The 21,185-nt window shown below is 64.3% G+C and carries 18 protein-coding genes; 9 read left to right on the forward strand and 9 right to left on the reverse strand.

What is annotated here, in order from left to right; genetic code table 11:
• Positions 1–80 precede the first annotated feature (80 nt).
• Positions 81–659 (forward strand): nicotinamide riboside transporter PnuC, encoded by a 579-nt coding sequence (pnuC, locus tag G4G27_RS02805; protein WP_183111895.1) that lies wholly within the window; start codon positions 81–83, stop codon positions 657–659.
• Entirely contained in the window at positions 656–1,168 is a 513-nt protein-coding gene (locus G4G27_RS02810) for an ATP-binding protein (RefSeq protein WP_183111897.1), read from the forward strand. Before pnuC ends, G4G27_RS02810 begins: the two co-directional genes overlap by 4 nt.
• A 217-nt stretch (positions 1,169–1,385) precedes the next feature.
• On the opposite strand, the gene G4G27_RS02815 is transcribed toward G4G27_RS02810, so the two are convergent.
• A complete protein-coding gene (locus G4G27_RS02815; protein ID WP_183111899.1) occupies positions 1,386–1,922 on the reverse strand; it encodes a peroxiredoxin in 537 nt (178 codons plus the stop codon).
• 168 nt (positions 1,923–2,090) lie between these two features.
• Positions 2,091–3,065: a CsgG/HfaB family protein gene (locus G4G27_RS02820; protein WP_244624522.1), complete on the reverse strand. Its 975-nt coding sequence runs from the start codon at positions 3,063–3,065 to the stop codon at positions 2,091–2,093.
• A 147-nt stretch (positions 3,066–3,212) separates the two neighbouring features.
• On the opposite strand from G4G27_RS02820, the gene lepA reads away from it, so the two are divergent.
• Entirely contained in the window at positions 3,213–5,021 is a 1,809-nt protein-coding gene (lepA, locus tag G4G27_RS02825) for a translation elongation factor 4 (RefSeq protein ID WP_183111900.1), read from the forward strand.
• A gap of 323 nt (positions 5,022–5,344) precedes the next feature.
• Here the strand turns inward: lepA and G4G27_RS02830 are convergent, their stop codons facing one another.
• From G4G27_RS02830 to G4G27_RS02850, 5 genes are all read right to left on the reverse strand, one after another.
• A complete protein-coding gene (locus tag G4G27_RS02830) occupies positions 5,345–6,874 on the reverse strand; it encodes a terminase (RefSeq protein WP_183111902.1) in 1,530 nt (509 codons plus the stop codon).
• Between the two features lie 7 nt (positions 6,875–6,881).
• Positions 6,882–7,367 carry a helix-turn-helix domain-containing protein gene (locus G4G27_RS02835; RefSeq protein ID WP_183111904.1) on the reverse strand — a complete coding sequence of 162 codons (486 nt, stop codon included), beginning with the start codon at positions 7,365–7,367 and terminating at the stop codon, positions 6,882–6,884.
• A 418-nt stretch (positions 7,368–7,785) separates the two neighbouring features.
• Entirely contained in the window at positions 7,786–8,058 is a 273-nt protein-coding gene (locus G4G27_RS02840; RefSeq protein ID WP_183111906.1) for a hypothetical protein, read from the reverse strand.
• A gap of 200 nt (positions 8,059–8,258) precedes the next feature.
• Positions 8,259–10,046: a hypothetical protein gene (locus G4G27_RS02845; protein ID WP_183111908.1), complete on the reverse strand. Its 1,788-nt coding sequence runs from the start codon at positions 10,044–10,046 to the stop codon at positions 8,259–8,261.
• Positions 10,043–11,749 (reverse strand): molecular chaperone HscC, encoded by a 1,707-nt coding sequence (locus G4G27_RS02850; RefSeq protein WP_183111910.1) that lies wholly within the window; start codon positions 11,747–11,749, stop codon positions 10,043–10,045. Before G4G27_RS02850 ends, G4G27_RS02845 begins: the two co-directional genes overlap by 4 nt.
• Before the next feature lie 273 nt (positions 11,750–12,022).
• On the opposite strand from G4G27_RS02850, the gene G4G27_RS02855 reads away from it, so the two are divergent.
• From G4G27_RS02855 to G4G27_RS02870, 4 genes are all read left to right on the forward strand, one after another.
• On the forward strand, positions 12,023–12,586 hold the full coding sequence (locus G4G27_RS02855) for a hypothetical protein (RefSeq protein ID WP_183111912.1): 564 nt from the start codon (positions 12,023–12,025) through the stop codon (positions 12,584–12,586).
• A gap of 132 nt (positions 12,587–12,718) precedes the next feature.
• Complete coding sequence (modA, locus tag G4G27_RS02860) at positions 12,719–13,474, forward strand: molybdate ABC transporter substrate-binding protein (RefSeq protein WP_244624523.1); 756 nt, start codon at positions 12,719–12,721, stop codon at positions 13,472–13,474.
• Between the two features lie 151 nt (positions 13,475–13,625).
• A complete protein-coding gene (gene modB, locus G4G27_RS02865) occupies positions 13,626–14,315 on the forward strand; it encodes a molybdate ABC transporter permease subunit (protein ID WP_183111915.1) in 690 nt (229 codons plus the stop codon).
• Positions 14,305–14,907 carry an ATP-binding cassette domain-containing protein gene (locus G4G27_RS02870; protein ID WP_183111916.1) on the forward strand — a complete coding sequence of 201 codons (603 nt, stop codon included), beginning with the start codon at positions 14,305–14,307 and terminating at the stop codon, positions 14,905–14,907. Before modB ends, G4G27_RS02870 begins: the two co-directional genes overlap by 11 nt.
• A 3-nt stretch (positions 14,908–14,910) precedes the next feature.
• Here G4G27_RS02870 and G4G27_RS02875 read toward each other — a convergent pair whose 3' ends face one another.
• Entirely contained in the window at positions 14,911–17,157 is a 2,247-nt protein-coding gene (locus G4G27_RS02875) for a glycoside hydrolase family 3 N-terminal domain-containing protein (RefSeq protein ID WP_183111918.1), read from the reverse strand.
• Between the two features lie 140 nt (positions 17,158–17,297).
• Here G4G27_RS02875 and G4G27_RS02880 point away from each other — a divergent pair, with 140 nt between their 5' ends.
• On the forward strand, positions 17,298–17,537 hold the full coding sequence (locus tag G4G27_RS02880; protein WP_183111919.1) for a hypothetical protein: 240 nt from the start codon (positions 17,298–17,300) through the stop codon (positions 17,535–17,537).
• A 170-nt stretch (positions 17,538–17,707) separates the two neighbouring features.
• Positions 17,708–18,589: an SDR family oxidoreductase gene (locus G4G27_RS02885; protein ID WP_183111920.1), complete on the forward strand. Its 882-nt coding sequence runs from the start codon at positions 17,708–17,710 to the stop codon at positions 18,587–18,589.
• Positions 18,590–18,773: 184 nt separating this feature from the next.
• Here G4G27_RS02885 and G4G27_RS02890 read toward each other — a convergent pair whose 3' ends face one another.
• A complete protein-coding gene (locus G4G27_RS02890) occupies positions 18,774–21,056 on the reverse strand; it encodes a TonB-dependent receptor (RefSeq protein ID WP_183111922.1) in 2,283 nt (760 codons plus the stop codon).
• Positions 21,057–21,185: the final 129 nt, after the last annotated feature.

Genomic DNA, 21,185 nt, shown 5'->3' on the forward strand with positions numbered 1-21,185 from the left:
GTTCGCAGAGGAATCCCTTGTGGGAGAGGGGAAGACTGCACACCTCGACGGCGCGTCCACATCGCACTATCGGCACGGCCATGTCCGGACTCGAGGCGATCGCCTCTCTCCTCATTGTCATCAACGTCGTGCTGGTCGCCCGCCGCAGCATCTGGAACTATGCGTTCGCGATCATGGGCGTGCTGCTCTTCGCGTGGATTTTCTTCCACGCGAAGCTGTACAGCGATGCGCTGCTGCAGGGTTTTTTCCTGGTGATCAATCTTTATGGCTGGCGGCACTGGTCGCACTCGGTTGCGCGCGAGGGAGAGATCCGGGTCGAGCGAATGAAACCGGCGGATCGGTGGCTCTGGCTTGGCGGAATCGCTGCGGCGACGGCGGGCTGGGGCTGGTTGATGCACCGCTTCACCGACGCGGCCTTGCCCTGGCTCGATGCCGGCGTCGCGATGGCCAGCATCGCCGCGCAAATCCTGTTGTCGCGGCAGAAAATCGAGAATTGGCTGTTGTGGATCGCGGTCGATCTGATCGCGATCGGCATGTACGCGCTGAAGGATCTGTGGGTCACCTGTGCGCTGTATGTGGTGTTGCTGGCGGTTTCGATCTGGGGCCTGCGCGACTGGCGTCGTGCCGAACGGAGCGGTCCAGATAAGGCTGGGATATGACCCGCACCATCTGTCTTCACGGACCGGAGAGCACGGGCAAGTCGACGCTCGCCCCGCGTCTCGCGCGGCATTTGTCGGGCGCGGTGGTCGATGAATATGGTCGCACCTTCGCGGAGGCGCACGGCGTGGATTTCACCATGGCCGACCTGGTCACGATCGCGCAGACGCATGACCGGCTGACGCGCGCGATGAACGGCATCGATTTGCTGATCCTCGACACCGATCCGCTGATGACCGCGGTATGGGCGGACATGCTGTTCGGATATCGCGATCCCTGGTTCGATGCGTGGACCGGGACGGCCGATCTTTATCTGCTGTTCGATATCGACTTGCCCTGGATCGAGGACGGCACGCGCATGTTCGGGTCGGTGGCGGAGCGGCAGCGTTTCTTCGACTTGTCACGGGCCGAGCTCGAACGGCGTGGGGTGCGCTGGGCGCTGGTGCGGGGCGAGGGTGAGGAACGCTTCGCCAGCGCGCTTGCCGCGATCGAGGCGGCGGGGTTGGTTTAGGGTGTTCTTGCTCTCCCTTATTTATTCCTTCCTTCCTTCCTTCCTTCCTTCCTTCCTTCCTTCCTCTTTTCTTACTCCCCTCCCTTTATGGGAGGTCGGGGGAGGGTGCGATCGCGCAGCGCATCGCTCGGTGCGTAGCGCCGAACGGGGCTTCGAGCCCCGTCCGCCGCTGACCCACCCCCAGCCCCTCCCTTGCAGGGAGGGGAGTAAGAGGCGCTTAGCGTTTGCGTGCTTTCCATGCCTTGACCGCGTCGAGCGTGCCCTGGACGTGTCCGGCGGGGTTCATCTGCGACAAAGTGAAGAGCACCTTGCCGTCGGGCGCGATGACATAGGAGGTGCGGTTGGTCATCGTTGCGCCGGCCTTGAGCGGCACGTCATAGCCGGCGATCGTCGTGGCGCTGGCGACGCCGACCGGAAATTTGTTGCGGCACGCCTCGACCGAGAATTTGGCGAGCTTGTCGATCGGGTCGGCGGACAGGCCGATCAGCGTCGCGCCGTTCCTGTGGAATTCAGCGGCGGCTTCGGCGAATTCATGCGTTTCGATCGTGCACCCCTGCGTGAAGGCGGCGGGGAAGAAATAGATCACCACCGGACCCTTTTTCAGCGCCCTGGCCAGGGCGAAATCGAACGGCTTGCCGCCAAGCGCGGCCTTGGTGGTGAAGACCGGCGCCTGGGCGCCGACCGGCAAAGCCGCGGAAGCGGGCAGGGCGATGGTCGCGGCGGCGAGGGCGAGGGCGGTGGCGATCGATTTCATGGGCTTACGACTCCGGACAGGCGGGAACGCGTTACGCTACGACCGGAGACGACGAACCGCTATCCCATGCTTCGCGTTTTCGATTGTCGTCAGACACGAAAACGGCGCGGCGTTGAATCAACGCCGCGCCGTATTTTTGATCCTCCCCGGTAACGGGGAGGATTTAGGTTACAGCGACGGCGCCAGCTTGGTGTTCATGACCCACCCGACATTGTCGTTTTCGTCCGCGACTTCCCACCACAGGCCGTTCTGCTGGCCGGTGGGATAGACGATCGAGCCGACCGGCAAGGTGCGGATGATCGCGCCCTTGGGGTTGGCGGCGCGGCGCATCGCGACCGGGCCTTGCGCGGTGAAGGTCTTTTTGGGCGCGGCCTGCGCAGTGCCCTCGTCGCCGGGGGTGATGTACCCCAGGCTGGTCACCATCTTGGTATAGGCCTGGATGAACGACAGCGTCACGATGCGGCCGATATCGGTGCTTTCGTAACCGCCGCCGATCCCGCCAACGCCGACGCCACCGCCGCCGAACACGCCACCGACCGCAAAGCTGGTGTCGCGCTTCGCGGCATAACCGTCCTCGACCGCGATCGTTTCAGTGGTGCGGACATTGGTCAGCGACAGGACCGTGTTGGCCTCCATCTTGCGCGACTTGATGCCGCCGAGCAGACCGCCGATCGGGCCGCCGAGCAGTGCGCCCGCCGCGCCGGCCGCGCCGTTGCCGCTGACATTGCTGTTCGCGCCCTGGATTTCAGCGACGAGGACATAGTCCGCCGCCTTGATCTGACCCTGGCCGACATTCGACTGGCGCTGCAGGCCGAGCCCTGCGCCGATGTCGCGTTCGCGCGTCGCGGCGTTCAGGCCGGTGCCGCGATCGACGATGTTGAAGCAACCCGAACGCTGCACCAGCACGCGCAGCAGTTTCTGCGGCGGGGCCAGACTGTTCTGCGTCCAGCCCGAGGGATCGTCACCATCGGCGATCGATACCGTGCCATGTTTGCGCGAGCAGCGCGGCACGTCGCTCATCGCTGCCTGTTGCAGCCGCTGGCCATTCGAGGCCTTGGCCTGTTTCGGTTCCTTACCGGCAAGTGCCGGTGTCGTTGTAATCAGCAGCATCGCTGCCCCGGCGAGCATTGTCTTTCCAGCCATCTGGCATCCCCTTTTGACAAAAAAATGATTCGCGCCCTTGGATAGCTCGTCGCATCATTGGCGGAAAACCGCAATTGCCTCTTGGTTGCCATGTGACCGCGCGATGCTATGGCAAGCCAATAGCTGCCACGCCATCCAGAGAAAACAGTGACCCCGCTCGACAAGATCCGCAATTTTTCGATCATCGCCCATATCGACCATGGCAAATCGACCCTGGCCGACCGGCTGATCCAGCTTACCGGCGGGCTGACCGCGCGCGAGATGTCCGAACAGGTGCTCGATAACATGGATATCGAGAAGGAGCGCGGCATCACGATCAAGGCGCAGACCGTGCGCCTGAGCTACACCGCGAAGGACGGCGAGACCTATACGCTGAACCTGATGGACACGCCGGGGCATGTCGACTTCGCCTATGAAGTCTCGCGCAGCCTGGCCGCGTGCGAGGGCGCGTTGCTGGTGGTCGATGCGGCGCAGGGCGTCGAGGCGCAGACATTGGCCAATGTCTATCAGTCGATCGAGCATGATCATGAGATCGTGCCGGTGATCAACAAGATCGATTTGCCCGCCGCCGACCCGGAAAAGGTCCGGGCCGAGATCGAGGAAGTGATCGGGCTCGACGCGTCGAACGCGGTGCTGACCAGCGCCAAATCGGGCATCGGCATCGCCGAAGTACTCGAGGCGATCGTCACGCGCATCCCGCCGCCCAAGGGCGATGCCGATGCGCCGTTGAAGGCGATGCTGGTCGACAGCTGGTACGACCCGTATCTCGGCGTCGTCATCCTGGTGCGCGTGATGGCCGGCACCTTGAAAAAGGGCCAGCAGATCAAGTTCATGGCGACCGGCACGACGCATCTGGTCGACCGGGTCGGCTGTTTCCGGCCGAAGATCGAACAGCTTACCGATCTTGGCGTGGGCGAGATCGGCTTCATCACCGCGCAGATCAAGGAAGTGGCGCAGACCGCGGTCGGCGACACGATCACTGATGCCAAGCGCCCGGCGGCCGAAGCCTTGCCCGGCTTCAAGCTGGTTCAGCCAGTGGTGTTCTGCGGCCTGTTTCCGGTCGATGCGGCGGATTTCGAGAAGCTGCGTGAATCGATCGGCAAGCTCAGGCTCAACGATGCGAGCTTCACTTTCGAGATGGAGTCGAGCGCGGCATTGGGCTTCGGTTTCCGCTGCGGGTTCCTCGGCCTGTTGCATCTGGAGATCATCCAGGAGCGGCTGACGCGCGAGTACGATCTCGACCTGATCACCACCGCGCCGTCGGTGGTCTATCAGATCGAGCTGACTCACGGGCAGGGCCATATCGAGCTGCACAATCCGGCCGACATGCCCGAGCCGAACAAGATCGCGACGATCGCCGAGCCGTGGATCGAGGCGGTGATTTATTGCCCGGACGAATATCTCGGCCCGATCCTGAAGCTGTGCCAGGACCGGCGCGGGATCCAGAAGAATTTGACCTATGTCGCGGGCCGCGCGCAGGTGACGTACGAATTGCCGCTCAACGAAGTGGTGTTCGACTTCTACGACCGGCTGAAGAGCATCTCCAGAGGTTATGCGAGCTTCGATTATCATCAGATCGGCTATCGCGAGGGCGATCTGGTCAAGATGGGCATCCTGGTCAATGGCGAGCCGGTCGATGCGCTGAGCATGATCGTTCACCGCGGCACCGCCGAAGCGCGCGGGCGCGGCATGTGCGAGCGGTTGAAGGATTTGATCCCGCGGCATTTGTTCAAGATCCCGATCCAGGCCGCGATCGGCGGCAAGGTGATCGCGCGCGAGACGATCGCGGCGATGCGCAAGGACGTGACGGCGAAATGCTATGGCGGCGATATCAGCCGCAAGAAGAAGCTGCTCGACAAGCAGAAAGAGGGCAAGAAGCGGATGCGCGAATATGGCTCGGTGAGCATTCCGCAAGAGGCGTTCATCGCCGCGCTGCGCATGGGGGATGATGGCTGAGCTCATGCTTGCCGGGGCACGCGCCATCTTGAGTGGATGGCGTGTGGCCAGGTGAGATGGGTTCGCGCGGAGCCGCGGAGACGCGGAGACGCGGAGATATTGCGGCGCGGTCATTTAACTCCTCGCCCATTGGGAGTGTTGGGTTGGACTGCCCCCGGCAGTCCAAGATCGTGCCGGGGGCACGATCGACCCAACACTGGGGACCATTTGCTTCTTCAGCAAATGGTGGAGGGGGCGTGCCAAGCAGCGTAACGCTTGTGGCGGGCCCCCTCCACCACGCGCTGAAGAAGCGCGCGGTCCCCCTCCCCCTGCGGGGGAGGAATTTAGGTTTGCCCGTCGTCTCTGAGATCCTTGTACAGGCGTTCGCATTCCTCTTCCTCGGTGAGGGGGCGCTGACGCGGTTGGGGGGCGCTGGGCCAGTAGAGCGTGTCGCGGGGCATGACCGGTGCGGCGAAGGTGAGGGCGAGGGCGTCGGCATCGTCGGGTGAGGCAAGGCCACGGGCCTTCATATGCTCCTTCTTCTCAAGCAGGATCTCGGCGTCGTTGGCATAACCGTATTCGACGCCGGTCAGGTCGGTCGCCAGTGCATCATCGTCGGGGATCGCGCCGTTTTCCAGCCAGCCGCGCATATTGGTCCACATCTCTGCGCGCTTGTTGGCGGTCTTGACGCGCATGCTGCCCGACCAGGTGGCGTCACCACCTTTGCCGCCGAACCAGACTTCATGGACATTTTCGACACCGAGCTGGCGCAGGCGATCGACCACTGCGGCGCCGACACTGCCGGCATCGACGAAGATCGCATCGGGGCGATGGATCTGGGCCTGCAACGCGACATCACCGGCCAGCGTCATCGCATCGGTCTTGTACCAGCGCTTCCACGGGCGGCTGCGCGCGTCGCGGCCACAGCGGATCGCGAGCGTCGAATGATCGTCGCCGAAGCGCGCGCAATCGAGCCCGAAGATGATCGGGTCGGTCGGCAGATTGTGGAAATCGCGCACGCGCGCCGCGTCGACCAGATCGCTGGCGATGAACTGCATCGATGACGCGGATGGGAACTGGCCGCGGACACGGACCTTCACGATGTCGCTGTCGACGCCATAAGTCTCGATCAGTTCGTCGAGATAGGCTTTGTTGGTGCCCTCGACGGTGCGGCTGTCGATTTGCGCTGTGTTCCACAGATGACGGTGCGCGCCGAAGCATTCGCGGAAAGGCCCTGAATTGCTGGTCGGGTTGCCGAAAGCGAGGAAGATGATCTCGGTCTGCTCATCGGTCAGCGCACCGAGGGCGACCTCCCACACCTTTGCCGGGATGCCGCTGGCCTCGTCGAACACGAGGATCAGGCGTTTGCCCTGATTGTGGAGGCCGGCAAACGCCTCGGTATTGGTCAGGCTCCAGGTGACGAGGTCGGCGCGCCAGCTTTTGTCATGGCCGGGGCTGGTCGAGACCAAAGCCGTTGCGCCGACCCGGAACCAGTCGCGGGTAAGTGAGAGATTGGACCATTTGGCGAGCTCGGGCGCTGTCTTGGTGAGGAGCTGGTTCTCGGTGTTGGCGGTGACCACGATGCGCGTGTCGACGCCGGTATCGAGACCCCATTTGATCAGCATCGCGATCAGCGCCGACTTGCCGATGCCATGGCCTGACGCGCGGGCGATGCGGCAGGGGGTGAATTGGGTCGCGGGGTTTTGAAGGTGTTCCCCGATCGCTTCCATCACCTCGCACTGCCATTCGCGTGGGCCAGTGACGCCCTTCAGCGTGCCTTCGCCCCAGGGGTAGGCGAAGGCGGCATGGCCGAGCGGGTTATGCCTGAAGTCGGGCATCTGCGCGGCGAACGAGTCCGTGGAAGAGGTGTCCATGGCGCGGCTATTCCCGCGCTTGATGGTGCGGTGCTTGACGAAGTCGCGACCCTGCGATTCTGTCGACCCGCTCCATTGCCTTGCGGATTTCCTCGGCGATATTTTTCTCCTCCTCAGGCGGCGGCATGGGGCGAGCCCAGATGCCGGGGCGGGCGCGCAGCCATTGCAGCGCGGCGGTGGTATCGGCACGCACCTCGCGCTTGTAGCGCACGATCACCGGCTCCTCGGCGTCCGCCGGATGATAGATGCGGACCGCTTCCTCTTCATAACCGATCGCGCGCTCGTACAGCGCCCGCTCGACGCGATCATCGGCAACCTCCTTGCCGAGCTTCGTCGCCTCGGCAAACTCCGGGTAAGCGGCGCGCCAGCGGAAGATGGTTGTGCGACAGACGCCGAACACGGCGGCGAGTTCGCGATCGGTCAGGCCCTGGGCGTAAAGCTCGCGGGCTTGGCGGATGTAGGCGGGTTTGAAGGTCGAGGGGCGGGTTTCCATGCTGCCCAGATAACGCGGCGCGCATTGCGTTTGAATCGAGCCGCTCGATGAAGGGCGAGGGGAGATATGGGACACCGGTTGTTGCATAATCTTGGCGTGCGGTCGCCGGCAGTATCGAGCAGGTTGCCGCGTAGAAAGTCTTTAATTATCAAATTGGTAATTGCTTTTAACGTGCCTTCGACCTTGGCGGCTGCAAGATAAGTATTGTGTCCCCACAATCCGTGTCCCCACAATCCGCGCGGAACGGCAATGACCGGCGCGCGGTCACGGGCGCGGGACACAGGGCATCATCGGATAGCAATGACGCCACCGCAATGAAGTGCGGATGACGCTCGGATGACAAGCGCGTCATCCGTCGCCGCCGGTGATTCAGCGGCCGGATCAGCCGTGGCAGTCGATGGCGCGTTGCCGCGTCGCCTCAGCTCTCCACAACCCGGTATCCGCGTAGCGCCCATTGCTGTTTCGACAGACAGGTGCGCCGGAGAAACGATCCAGCGATCACCGCTTCGCCCCTAGCATATGGGGTGAGGCAGACCCTGCGCGGACCCGACGCATTGCTTTCGGTCGAGACGATGACGCGCGTCTTGCCGGGATCGGCGGCGTGCTGGGCGCTCGCCATGGCCGGTACGATCAGGCCTGCCGCGGCGGCGAGGATGAGGGCGGGGGCGAGTGAAGAGTTGACGATGAACATGCGTATCTCCCTGCGATGTGCGCACCATCGATCGGTGCGCTGCGGGGCGACAGGTGCATTAGTCGTGCCATACACATGAATGGCGTAATTTCAATACGTTAGAATGATGGCCGGCGTTAGCGGCCTGTCCTGACGCGCCAACAGGTCGCCAATTGCACCAGTTTTTGGTCGCCGCAGCGGCGTTATCGCGGTGTGCAATCCTAGATATTGCGCAGCAGCGGCAATGCCTGTTTCGGCGGCAGCGTCAGCACGGTTTCGATCAGTGCGATGCGCGCCGCGCAACGGCTTTTCGGCGTGCCGCCGTCATTCATCGATTTGACGAACAGGTCGCGCGGCAGACCGGCACGCTTGCTCGCGGCGTCGATCACCGATCCGGCAACGCTGAACTTGCCGCCCTGCGCTTTGGGCATCGGATCGCCGTTGGTTTCGAGCAGGGCGCGGCCGATCAAATCGGTCTGGCGATCGACCAGTGTCGGGGATTGCCAGGCCTGAGGAATATCGCCGTCCTTGAAGAAATTGTCGCACGCTTCATAGCCATGCCCGCGCATACCCTTGGCCTTTTCGAGCCATAGCCGCCGGTCGTCGGCGAGCAGGTCATAACCGGCGCGGCGCATGCCGTTGACATAACGGTCGATCAGCAAGGCGCGCGTATCCCTGGCGAAAACAAAGCGCGAATTCCGGTTCTCCTGCGCAAGCCGCCAATTGCTTGCGAGCTGATCGTGCAGTTTCGGGTTGTGCTGCTGGATCGCCTTCATGGTCAGTGCGGAACCGCCCAACCGAGTGAGGATCGCGTCCAGATCAGTATCCAGGTCGATCAACGGATCGATCATCGGGGCGGTGGTGGAAAATGTCACCGGGATCGGCGCACCGGATCGCCGGTCATCGGGAATCCTGCCAAGCGCATTGAGCAGGAACAGGACGAAGAAAATGCCGATCGCCCAGGGACGCCAGTTGCCCGCCAGGTCGCTGACCCGCGGCTTGTCCCATAGCGACACGCGATACCAGTCGAGCCTGTCTTCCAGGTCGGGATGGTCCTGCCGGATACGGGCGAGAAGCTGATGAACCTTGCCGTTGCTGACGCCGAACGTCTTGCGCGACCCCTCCTGCGCGGGCCGTGTCAGTTCGCGCCACGCGCGGTTGAGCGGATGACCGGGCTTGCGGACCTGTTCGACGAACGCCAGCGATTCGCAACGCGCGACGATTGCCGCGACCGCCGGCGGCTGATCGATCCGTCCGCGATGTTTCATCCAGCCGAACGCCGCCGCGACCTGATCAAGCAACGAATCGGAAAAAGGGATGGCCTGGGCAAACACATTGGCGAACCAGCGGTCAGCTTCTTCACGAAAGGCGATCTGTTCCATCCGCGGATCGGCGAGCAGGGTCGACACATGGTCGCGCAGGGCGGTCAGTTGCTGCCCGGAGAGCATTGGCTCCGGATGGCCGCCGGGCGGAAACAGGATCGCCAACACGGCATCGTAGCGACGGTCCATGTCGGCGATGAACGATGCGGTTTCGTTGCCGACGGCGAGCAGCGAAGCGGTATCCGCGGGCAGGTCGAGCACTGGCGTGGTCAGCCCGGCATCGACCGGCGGGAGGCTGACTTCTTCGCCGGTCGGGGCGGGATCGGGTGCCTGCCGATAGCTATCGCCCGCCGGGTCGGGCGTCACCGAAACCAGGTTTTCCGGCGGCAGATCGGATTCGGTCAGGACAGGTGTGAATAGTCCCACCGGCACCGAGATCGGCAATTCCATGCCGAACGTCGCGGGCGCCTCATCATCGCTTTCGTCATCGTCGTCCGCGTGTTCTTGCGGCGGGTTGCGCGCATAGGCGAGCGCCTGGTCGCGCGCATTGCGCAGCGTTTCGAAGCGCGCCGGATCATCATCGACCTCGAACGATTTCAGCGCCCGCGCATAGGCCGAGCGGATCGCAGCGGTCTCGCTGGTTTTGGCGATGCCGAGTGTGCGCCAAATGCCGTAAAGCCGGCTCATAGATAGCGGTCGCCCTCGAGCTGGTTGAGCGCTTCCTCGAATTGCGCGCGCGCTGCTGCGATGATCTTCGGATCCTGTCCGTCGAGCGCGGTTTCGAACTGCGCGGTCCAGTGGCCGACCATATCGCGGCGTTCGCCGATGAAGGATTCATAGCATCGTGCGGCGCGGGCGAGCACCGCCATGTTGTGGCTGTCCTCGCGCGGATGGCGCTTGAGCGCGGCGAGCACCTTGCGCCGTGCCTCGACTTCTTTCGCGTCGGGCGCATCCTCGTCGTCCATCAGCACCAGGTTGCGCACCAGCCCGGACGCGGGGACGTGCACATCGACCTCAAGCAAACCGCTGGTGTCGTAGCTGAAGCGGCATTCGACATGGACTTCGCCGGCGCGCGCGGGCGGCACGGGGACCTTGATCGCACCGAGCTTGACGTTGCCCTGCACCTCGCGCGCTTCGCCCTGATAGATGCCGAATTCGATGTTGCGCTGATTGTCGATCAGCGTCGAATAATAGCTGACGCGGCTTGCCGGGATCGGCGTGTTGCGTTCGATGATCGGCGAGAACAGGCCGTGGCGGAATCCGCCGCGCCCGTCCGACGCGCTGTTGTCGACGCCGAGCGTGAACGGGCAGACATCGGTCAGGCGGATTTCCTCGAGATCGGCATCGCGCGACTTGAGGCCACCCTGCACCGCGGCGCCGAGCGCGACCGCGTGATCGGGATGGACCGCGGCATTGGGGAAGCGGCCGAACATGCGCGTGATCGTCTTGCGCACGACCGGCATGCGTGTGCCGCCGCCGACCAGGATGACTTCGCTCAAGCTTTCGACCCGGATGTCGCTGTCGCGCAGCGAGCGCAGCACGGGGTCGCGCAGCCGCGCGAGCAACGGCGCGGCCTGAGTTTCGAATTCGCTCGCCGTGACATTGGTGGTGAACTGGCGGTCGCCCGAGGTGACGGTGAAGCTCGCCTCCTCCTCGTCGCTCAAGCCGCGACGGCAGCGTTCGGCGGCGGCACGCAGCAATTCGTGCAGTACCATCGGATCGACTTCGCTCAGCCGCCCTTCCGGGTCGATGCGAGGGCGGGCGATCTCGATGATCGTATCGTTGAAATCCTCGCCGCCGAGCCGGTTGTCGCCGGCCGAGGCGCGCACCTCGATCACGCCGTCGAAGATCTCGACGATCGACACGTCGAACGTGCCGCCGCCCAGATCGAAGACCAGGAACGGCTCCTTCTCCTCGCGGCTCTGGATGCCATAGGCCAGCGCGGCGGCGGTCGGTTCGTTGATCAGCCGTTCGACGGTCAGGCCGGCGAGTTCGCCTGCGCGGCGTGTCGCCTTGCGCTGGCGGTCGTTGAAATAGGCCGGCACGGTGATCACCGCGCTGGTCACGGGCTCGCCGAGGAACGCCTCGGCATCGGCCTTCAGGCTTGCCAGCATAATTGCCGAGAGGTCCTCGGCGTTGAAGGTCTTGCCGCCGAGCTTGACCGTCTGGCGCGTGCCCATCCAGCGCTTGAAGGCGGTGACGGTCGCGGCGGGATGAGTCGATTGCCGGTCGCGCGCGGCCATGCCGATGATCACCGCGCCGCTATCGTCGATCGCGACCGCCGAGGGCGTGAGCAGATCGCCGATCGCGTTGGGGATCAGTTCCGCCTGTCCATTGCGCCATATGCCGATCGCGCTGTTGGTCGTGCCAAGATCGATTCCGACGATCATCCGTATCCCCCTGTTTCGCGGACGGCGATAATTGGTTGGCGGGCCGGGCGCCAGCGGGGAGAAGGCGATGTGCGCAAGAATCTGTGTTGATTCGGTCGTGTGGTCGGTTGGCCCGTACCGAGTTTTCATCGGCCAGGCTGGCGATGAACCAGTGGCGGACATTAAGCCATTTCAAGGTCGGCTACTTGCGACAGTGGTTCGCGCGTGCTCATTGGGCTTGGGTGAGGACTGACTTATCGCCGCGACGCCCGGCGCGATCGACATGGGGAATCGATGATGAAGTTGACTTACTGCCTGGCTGCCGGACTCGCCCTGTTCGCGCTTCCCGCGGTCGCTGTGGCAAAAGGCATTACCTATGACTGCGACACAGCCGCCGATCATTTCTCCGAATTGAACCTGCCCACGCCTGGCGTTCCGTTCACCGTCTCCGGCAATGTTCAATTGCGTACGCTTGCTGCGAGCAAGACCTATGTGCCGCTCGCGCGCATCCAGATCGCTCCGTCCGCCGCGCCGGGACAGTCGTCGCCTGTCTTCGCGGGTTTTTCTCTCGCTGCCCTGCCGGCAGATGCCAAAAAGACCGCGTCCGGCGCACCGGCAATCCAGATGCTGAGCTATAATTTCGGCGGCAAGGACGACGAGCTGCTGCCGATGTCGCTCATGACGAAGCCTGGGACCGTCCAGCCGTTCACGATATCCTATGACGGCAGCGAGGTTTCCGTGAAACTCGGTCCCGAAACCAAGAACTTTCCCCTGAAAGCGACCGAGCCGGTTGTGCGGATCGTGTGTTCGACCGGCGAATTCCTGTTCACGGACCTGACGATAGACGCCTCGCGATAGCGTCGTTCCCGGGATCGTGCGGCACGTGTCGCATATCGAAACTAACTGCTGACGCCTGGGTGCGATAGCATTAGGCCATAGCGATCGATCGCCAGCACGAGGCCGACCATGTTCCGAACGATGCTATGTCTGATGCTGTTGCTTGTCGGCAGCGCGGCGCCGGCCACGGCAGCAACGCCGCCCGCCGCACCGCTGGTGCTGGCGGCGGCGAGCCTGCAGGAATCGCTCAGCGCCGCGGCCGATGCCTGGGCGCGCAAGGGGCATCCCAGGCCGGTCGTATCTTTTGCCGCGTCCTCGGCGCTGGCGCGGCAGGTGATGGCCGGTGCGGGTTCGAGTGATGGGGCCGACCTGTTCATTTCGGCCGATGAGGAATGGATGGATGCGCTGGCGAAACAGGGCCTGATCGTGCCCGGCACGCGAGCGTCGTTCCTCGGCAACCGGCTGGTGCTGGTCACGGCGGCGAGCAATGCGGTGACGGTGGATATGCGCAACGGGCGGCGCATCGTCGCGGCGATCGGGGCAGGGCGGCTGGCGATGGCCGATCCGGCTTCGGTGCCGGCGGGGCGTTATGGACAGGCGGCGCTGACCCGGCTTGGCGTGTGGCCGGTGCTGGCGCCCAAGGTGGTGCGGGCGGAGAATGTCCGCGCCGCGCTCCTGCTGGTCGAACGCGGGGCGGCGCCGTTCGGGATCGTCTATGCGACCGATGCGCGGGCTTCGGCCAAGGTTCGCGTGGCGGGGGTTTTCCCGGTCGGGAGCCATCCGGCGATTACCTATCCGGTGGTGCGGTTGAAAGGGTCGACGAACCCGGAGGCGGAGGGGTTTCGGCGGTTCCTGATTTCGCGAGAGGGTAAGGCGATTTTTGCGCGGTTCGGGTTTTTGCCGCGTTGATGGGGGTTGGTTGCCTCAAGAGATTCGTCATGCTGAACTTGTTTCAGCATCCAGGCGCGGTCAGCTGTCCCAGAGACATTGTCCGTGTGGCAGACGACCGCGCCTGGACCCTGAAACAAGTTCAGGGTGACGAAGTTGGTGGGGCGTCGCCGTGCTGACCGCCGAAGAATGGTCGATCGTCGTGCTGTCGTTACAGGTCGGCGGCGTGGCGATGCTGGCGACGTTGCCGATCGCTTTTGCGCTCGCCTGGATTCTCGCGCGCGCGACCTTTCCGGGCAAGATCGTGCTCGACGGGTTGATCCATTTGCCGTTGGTCGTGCCGCCGGTGGTTACCGGCTGGCTATTGTTACTGGCGTTCGCGCCGGGCGGTCCGATCGGCGGCTGGCTGGAGAGCTGGTTCGGCGTGTCGGTGCTGTTCCGCTGGACCGGCGCGGCGATCGCGGCGGGGGTGATGGCGATGCCGCTGATGGTGCGTGCGATGCGGCTATCGATCGAAGCGGTCGACCGGCGGCTGGAGGGGGCGGCGCGAACGCTGGGGGCAGGACGCTGGCGGGTGTTCCGGACGATCACCTTGCCGTTGTCGGTGCCGGGTATCCTGGCCGGCGCGGTGCTTGGGTTCGCGCGCTCGATCGGCGAGTTCGGCGCGACGATCACGTTCGTCTCCAACGTGCCGGGGCAGACCCAGACCTTGCCGCTGGCGATCTATGCCGCGCTCCAGCAGCCGGACGGCGATGCGATGGTGCTGCGCCTGTCGGCGATCTCGGTGGCGCTGTCGCTGGCCGCGCTGATCGCGTCGGAACTGCTTGCGCGGCGAGCGGGCAGGGGGCTGCATGTCCTTTGAGATAGAGGTCGCCCGGCGGCTCGGCGATACCGATATCGCGCTGAGCCTTGCCGCGGGAGCGGGCGCCACGGTGCTGTTCGGGCCATCGGGTGTGGGCAAGACCAGCGTGCTCAATATGGTCGCGGGATTGTTGCAGCCCGATCGCGGTTTGATCCGGGTTGGTGGCGAGACGCTGTTCGATGCCGCTGCCGGGATCGATGTCGCGCCGGAGCGACGGCGGGCGGGTTATGTGTTTCAGGAAGCGCGGTTATTCCCGCATCTGAAGGTGCGCGCGAATTTGCTTTATGGCGCGGGGGATAGGGCGCTTGATATGGGGGAAATCTCGTTCCTCGGTATCGACCAGTTGCTCGATCGCTGGCCGCGCAGCTTGTCGGGCGGCGAGGCGCGCCGGGTGGCGATCGGACGGGCGTTGCTTAGCCGGCCCCGTTTCCTGTTGCTCGACGAGCCGCTCTCCTCGCTCGACCGCGCGCGGCGAGAGGAGATCATGCTGGCGATCGAGCATATCCGCGACGTGCTCGAGCTGCCGGTCCTGCTCGTCACGCACGATGCAGGCGAGGCGGAGCGGCTGGGCACGCGCATCGTCGCGATGTGAGGCTCAGGCGGTCAGCGCGACGCTACCCTGCAATCCGCCGACCGATGAGGTGCCGATCCAGATATCGAATGCGCCCGGTTCGCTGATCCATTTGTCGTCGGCCCAGAATTGCAGGTCGGCCGTGGTCAGGTCGAAGCGGACCTGCTTCGTCGCGCCCGGCGCAAGCGTGACGCGTTCGAAGCGCTTGAGTTCGCGCACTGGCCGGGTGCGGCTGGCGACGCGGTCGTGGATGTAGAGCTGGACGACTTCAGTACCCGACACCTTGCCGCTGTTGGTCAACGTCGCCGAGACCGTAAGCGTGCCGCTTGCCGGAACCGTGGCGGGCATTTGCAGCGCCGATAGCGCGAAGCTGGTGTAGCTCAGGCCGTGACCGAACGGGTAGAGCGCCTCGTTGGTGGTTTCGCGATAGCGCGCCTTATATTCCTCGTTCGGCGTGCCGCTGGCGGGGCGGCCGGTGGTCTTGTGGTTGTAGTAATAGGGCTCCTGGCCGCTTTCGCGCGGGAAGCTGACCGGCAGCTTGGCGGACGGGTTGACCGTGCCGAACAAGACATCGGCGACCGCATTGCCCATCTCGCTGCCAAGGAACCAGGTCGCGACGATCGCCGGCGCGTCTTTGACCGCGCCGGATAGCGCCAAGGCGCGGCCGTGGCGGAGCAGGATGATCAACGGCTTGCCGGTTGCCGCGACCGCCTCGACCAGCGCTTGCTGGGCAGGAGGGATGACGATCGCGACGCGCGACTGCGCTTCGCCCGACATGGCCTGAGTCTCGCCGATCGCGAGCAGCACCACGTCGGCCGCGCGCGCCGCCGCGACCGCCGCGTCGATCCCGCCGGGCAGGGCGGCTTCGACGTCGCTGCCCTTCACCACGTCGAGCATCTTGGGGTTGGCGAGTTTGGCGCGGATGCCGGTGGCGAGATCGACCCCGATCGTCTTGTCGGCCATGAACGCCCAGGCGCCGGCGACATTGTCGCGATCGTCGCCGAATGGGCCGATCAGTGCGATGCGGCCCGGACTGGCCTTGAGCGGCAGCAGGGCGCCATCGTTGCGGAGCAGCACGATCGACTTCGCGCCGGCCTCGCGCGACAATTTGCGCAAGGCGGGACTGGCGATCTGCGTGCGTTCGGCCTTTGCGTTCATCGAACGATAGGGATTGTCGAACAGGCCGATCGAATCCTTCAACTGCAAGACGCGGCGCACCGAGGCATCGACCGCGGCGACCGGCACTTCACCCGCCTCGACCAAAGCGGGCAAGTGGAGGTTGTACAGGTTGCTCGACATGCTCATGTCGACCCCGGCGAGGAACGCTTTCTTCGCCGCGTCGCGGCCATCGGCGGCATAACCGTGCGCGATCAGTTCCTCGTCCGCGGTCCAGTCCGATACGACCAGGCCCTTGAACGCCCATTCGCCGCGCAACAGATCGGTCAGCAGCCAGCGATTGGCGGTCGAGGGCACGCCGTTGATGTCATTGAACGCCGACATGGTGGTCAGCGCGCCCGCCGCGAAGCTCGACTGGAAGGGCGGGAGATGGACTTCGCGCAGCATTTCCATCGAGATATCGACGCTGTTGTAATCCATGCCCGCCGCGACCGCGCCATAGGCGGCGAAATGCTTGGGGCAGGCAAGCATGCGCGTCGGATCGCGCAAGTCCGTGCCCTGGAATCCGCGCACGCGTGCGGCGGCCATTGCCTGGCCAAGGCACGTGTCCTCGCCCGAGCCTTCCGCGACGCGGCCCCAGCGCTGGTCGCGCGCGACATCGACCATTGGCGCGAAGGTCCAGTGAATCCCGGTCGCGGTCGATTCAAGCGCCGCGCCGCGCGCGGTGCGCTCGGCGAGATCGGGGTCGAACGATCCGGCCTCGGCCAGCGGGATCGGGAAAATCGTGCGCAGACCGTGAATGACATCGGCGGCGAAGATCAGCGGGATGCCGAGCCGGGTTTCCTCCAGCGCCATACGCTGCATGGTCCGCGCGCCCGCGACGCCGGTCCCGTTGAACAGCATGCCGAACTTGCCCGCGCGCAGATTGGCGAGCTGCTCAGCGGTATTGCCCGATGCGGCCCCGGGATTGAACACGATGCCGGGCGCGCGCAGCAAGTCGCTGAAGCAACTCAACTGTCCCGCTTTCTCGGCCAGCGTCATGCGTCCGATCAGGCTTTCGATCCGATCGGATTGGGCAAGCGCGACGCGCGGCGCGAGCGAGAGACCGGCGACTATGGCGCCGGATCGGAGAAGCGCGCGACGGGAAAGCTGCATGGGACAATATCCTGGGGAGGGCCGTCACCCTTAACCGGCGAACCGGGTCAGGAAAACCGCCAACCTGCCGCCTCCCGCGAGATCCGCCATCGGCCGAACAGCAGATCGCCCGGCTCGGCTCCGGCAAATATTGGGTCCATATGGCTGAACCGGGCAAGCATGCCTATCGCACGGAGGGGGAGAAGACGGACGTTCTCAATCTCGAGATCGAACCCGACGAGACCTATTTCGTGAAGTGCAAGATCGGCATGGGCATCATGGCGGGGCGCGCCAATATCTCGCCGTCGGATCAGGCGGAATTCAGCAAGAAGGCCAAGGGTCTGAAGCTCTGGGAGCCGAAGGCGGACAAGGACGAGCAGGCGACGGACGCGAAGAAATAACCGGCCGGCACGCGGACAGCTAAAAGCAGGAAGGCCGTCGTTCGGATGATGCGGACGGCGGCCTTTTCAATGGTACTTGATGTAAATCAGGCAGAAAGCGGGCCGCGGCCGGCAACTACACCGCCTCCCAATGGGTTCCGATGATCGACCTGATCGAAGGAGCCACTACAATGACGATACAGGACCCCAAATCCAAATACCCCAAGCCGCCGTTCAAGCGGCAGGAGCAACCCTGGCCAGGGCTGGCAGGCAAGATGGAGCCGCGGCCCGATCATGGCGAGACGAGCTACAAGGGGTCCGGCCGGTTGGCGGGGCGCCGGGCGCTGATCACGGGCGGCGATTCTGGCATGGGGCGAGCGGCGGCGATCGCCTTTGCGCGCGAAGGCGCCGATGTCGCAATCAACTATCTTCCGGATGAAGAGGCGGATGCCCGCGAAGTGATCGACCTGATCGAGCAAGCGGGCCGCAAGGGTGTCGCGCTGCCCGGCGACCTGCGCAGCGAGGCGTTCTGCGTGCAGATGGTCACGGACGCGGTCGATGCGCTTGGCGGGCTCGACATCCTGGTCAGCAATGCCGCGCGCCAGCAGACGCGCGCGTCGATCCTGGATATTTCGAGCGAGGATTTCGACGCGACGATGAAGACCAATATCTACGCGCCGTTCTGGATCATCAAGGCTGCGCTGCCGCACCTCGCACCAGGCTCCAGCATCATCGGCACGACGTCGGAACAGGCGAACGACCCGTCCAAGGACCTGTACGATTATGCCCAGACCAAGGCGGCGACGACCAGCTATGTCCGGTCGCTCGCCAAGCAGCTGGCGCCCAAGGGCATCCGCGTCAACGGTGTCGCGCCGGGACCGATCTGGACGCCGCTGCAGGTCAGCGGCGGTGCGACGATGGAGAAGCTTGAGCAGTTCGGCGGCGACACACCATTGGAGCGGCCAGGCCAGCCGGGCGAGCTGGCGGGCATTTATGTGCGCCTGGCCGAGGAAGACGGCAGCTATGCCACGGGCCAGGTCTATGGCGCGATGGGTGGCGGCGGACGGCCTTGAGAGAGCCGATTCGGGGTGTGAAGGTTCCGGCGCAATAATTGGGTCCGGACAGGGCGGTGGGCCGATCCCATAAGGGATGGAAATAGTCGCCGCGCCGACCGGCACAACATCATCAGCGCCAAGAACAACCGCCGTCCGGTATTTCCGGGCGGCGATTGTTCCTGGTTCGCAGGTCGGGCCGCGATCAGAAGCTGAATTTTGCCGAGCCGCCGATGATTCGCGGTTCGTTGACCATCGCGGTGAGATTGTTGAAGTCGATCGCGCTGACCGCACGGATCTGGTTGGTGATGTTGCGGGTGAACGCCGCGACTTCGATACCGTTCGACATCCTGTAGCCGACGCGCAGGCCGCCTTCGAGCGACGACTTTCCGCGGAACTCCCTGGCGGTGTAGAGGAAGTAATTGACCTCGCTGCGATAGGCCCAGTCGGTGAAGGCGAAGATCTCGCTGCCATCGGCAAGCGGGATGCCGTAGCGCGCCGTCCAGTTGGCGATCCAGCGCGGGGCCTGGGGCAGGTCGTTGCCGTCGAGGATCGCGCGGCCGGCGCCGTTGAGCGCGTTGGTGACCGTGCAGCCGCCGCCGCACACCGCGACCGACTGAACGGGGTCGCGCATTTCGGTGAAATTGTAGCTGAGGCCGGCGGTCAGGAGCAGCGGATCGATCGGACGGGCATTCAGTTCGGCCTCCAGACCGTAGCCGACGACCCGGTCGATCGTCAGCGGTTGCGCCGAATTGTTAGTGCCGCCGACCGCGGTGACCAGGAAATCCTTGGTACGGTAATAATAGCCGGTCAGGTCGAAGCGGACGCGATCGCTGAACTGCGTCTTGATGCCGCCTTCACCCGATATCGTCGTCTGCTTTGGCGCGGTGCTGGGGAAGTCGCCGAAATTGACGCGGTCGGAGATCACGGGCCCGAGATAACCGGTGGCGAAGCGGGCATAGAGGCTGACCGTCTCGTCGATCTTGTAATTGGCGCTCACGTCCCACGACACATTGTCGTCCTTGGCCTTGGTCGTGATCGGCAAAGGCTTGCCCGGGAAGCTGGCGAGACCACTCACCAGATCGGTCTTGTTGTCCTTCGAATAACGCACCCCGGCACGCAGCGTCAGGGCGTCGGTCGCGGCATATTCGGCCGAAGCGAACAGCCCGAAATTCTCGTTCTTGTTATCGTGCAGCACGTTCTGCGTAAGCGTGCCGGCGCCGTCATAGGCGACCTCGTTATAGGTCAGGTTCTGATGGAAATAATATGCGCCGATCTGTCCGCGCAGGCCGTTGAAATCTTCGGTTTCGAAACGCAGCTCCTGGCTGAATTCCTTTGGCTTGGTAGTGCCGCCGGTGTTGACCGGAAAAGCGCCGACATTGATCGTGCCGAGCGTGCAGCCGGGAATGAAGCTGTAGCAACTGCCGCCGTCGATATCGCCGGTGCTCTGCACCTTCACTTTTTCGAACGCGGTGATCGAATGCAGCGTGCCGGCGCCGCCGAATTTGTAACCGAGCTTCAGATTGGCGCCGACGGCGTTCAGCGTCTGGCTGGTAAGGCCGTCGAGCGAGATGCGTTCGATGTCGAAACCGGTGTTGAAATCATTGCTGCCGGGACGGAATGCGCCGGCGCGGAACGAGCGTGGCGACGCGTCGAGGTCACGCGCATGGATGTTGAGCAGGAAGGAGAAATCGCTGTCGTCATAACCGATCTGAACGCGGCCAGCGAGGTCGCGATACCCTTCGAGCTTGCGATCGGCGAGGCCGGCCGGCGCGGTGTTGGTGACCCAGTCGTCGCGTCGCTGGAGCAGGCCGGAAACGCGGAACTTGAAGCCGCCGCCGATCGGACCACCGACGGCAGCCTCCGCGTTGACGCTGTTATAGGTCGCCCATGACGCGCTGGCATAACCGTTGAAGGTATCGCTGGGTGCGACCGAGTTGAGCTTGACCACGCCCGCTGGCGTGTTGCGGCCGAACAGCGTGCCTTGCGGGCCGCGCAGCACTTCGACGCTGGCGAGATCAAATACCGGAAAGGATTTGAGCATCGGGTTTTCGAGCGCGACATCGTCGTAGACGACCGACACAGGTTGCGCCGAGGTCGGGTCGAAATCGGTGTTGCCGAGACCGCGGATATAAAAGCGCGGGAAGGTGCGGCCGAACGAGGATTCGATCAGCAGGCTGGGGGTGCGGCCCGACAGGAAGCGTATGTCGAGGCCGCTCGAATTGAGCACGTCGAGTTTTTCGGCCGAGATGACGGACACCGCGATCGGCACGTCCTTGCTCGATTCCGCGCGGCGTGAGGCGGTGACGATGATATCCAAATCGTCCGCAGGTGCCGGTGCGGCTTCTTCCTGCGGGGCGGGCATCGGGTCGGCGGCGGGCGTATCGGCGGCATGAGCGGCGGCAGGCAGCGCAAGCGCGACGGCGAGCAGCGAGAGGGTCGTCGAAAGGCGATAGCGCGACGAGCGATGCGCAGAACTGGATTTCATGGATATCCCCCGTTGATTGCAGGCATCCGTCCCGTTGCGACTCCGTGTGTCCCGGAGTTCGAGTCGTTTCGTAATGAGTCTGTAACGTGGGGCAAGCGAACGCCGGGAATGGCGCCTCGATCGGTTCGG

It is taken from the genome of Sphingomonas sp. So64.6b (assembly GCF_014171475.1).
In the GTDB taxonomy this organism is placed as follows: Bacteria; Pseudomonadota; Alphaproteobacteria; order Sphingomonadales; family Sphingomonadaceae; genus Sphingomonas; species Sphingomonas alpina_A.

Bases quoted from the DNA above. Each gene is read 5' to 3' on its own strand.
- G4G27_RS02850 (WP_183111910.1), bottom strand. From the start codon at position 11,749: ATGATCGTCGGAATCGATCTTGGCACGACCAACAGCGCGATCGGCATA.
- pnuC (WP_183111895.1), top strand. From the start codon at position 81: ATGTCCGGACTCGAGGCGATCGCCTCTCTCCTCATTGTCATCAACGTC.
- G4G27_RS02810 (WP_183111897.1), top strand. From the start codon at position 656: ATGACCCGCACCATCTGTCTTCACGGACCGGAGAGCACGGGCAAGTCG.
- G4G27_RS02890 (WP_183111922.1), bottom strand. From the start codon at position 21,056: ATGAAATCCAGTTCTGCGCATCGCTCGTCGCGCTATCGCCTTTCGACG.
- G4G27_RS02880 (WP_183111919.1), top strand. From the start codon at position 17,298: ATGGCTGAACCGGGCAAGCATGCCTATCGCACGGAGGGGGAGAAGACG.
- G4G27_RS02840 (WP_183111906.1), bottom strand. From the start codon at position 8,058: ATGTTCATCGTCAACTCTTCACTCGCCCCCGCCCTCATCCTCGCCGCC.
- G4G27_RS02875 (WP_183111918.1), bottom strand. From the start codon at position 17,157: ATGCAGCTTTCCCGTCGCGCGCTTCTCCGATCCGGCGCCATAGTCGCC.
- G4G27_RS02835 (WP_183111904.1), bottom strand. From the start codon at position 7,367: ATGGAAACCCGCCCCTCGACCTTCAAACCCGCCTACATCCGCCAAGCC.
- G4G27_RS02855 (WP_183111912.1), top strand. From the start codon at position 12,023: ATGATGAAGTTGACTTACTGCCTGGCTGCCGGACTCGCCCTGTTCGCG.
- G4G27_RS02815 (WP_183111899.1), bottom strand. From the start codon at position 1,922: ATGAAATCGATCGCCACCGCCCTCGCCCTCGCCGCCGCGACCATCGCC.
- G4G27_RS02885 (WP_183111920.1), top strand. From the start codon at position 17,708: ATGACGATACAGGACCCCAAATCCAAATACCCCAAGCCGCCGTTCAAG.
- modA (WP_244624523.1), top strand. From the start codon at position 12,719: ATGCTGTTGCTTGTCGGCAGCGCGGCGCCGGCCACGGCAGCAACGCCG.
- G4G27_RS02830 (WP_183111902.1), bottom strand. From the start codon at position 6,874: ATGGACACCTCTTCCACGGACTCGTTCGCCGCGCAGATGCCCGACTTC.
- G4G27_RS02870 (WP_183111916.1), top strand. From the start codon at position 14,305: ATGTCCTTTGAGATAGAGGTCGCCCGGCGGCTCGGCGATACCGATATC.
- G4G27_RS02820 (WP_244624522.1), bottom strand. From the start codon at position 3,065: ATGGCTGGAAAGACAATGCTCGCCGGGGCAGCGATGCTGCTGATTACA.
- G4G27_RS02845 (WP_183111908.1), bottom strand. From the start codon at position 10,046: ATGAGCCGGCTTTACGGCATTTGGCGCACACTCGGCATCGCCAAAACC.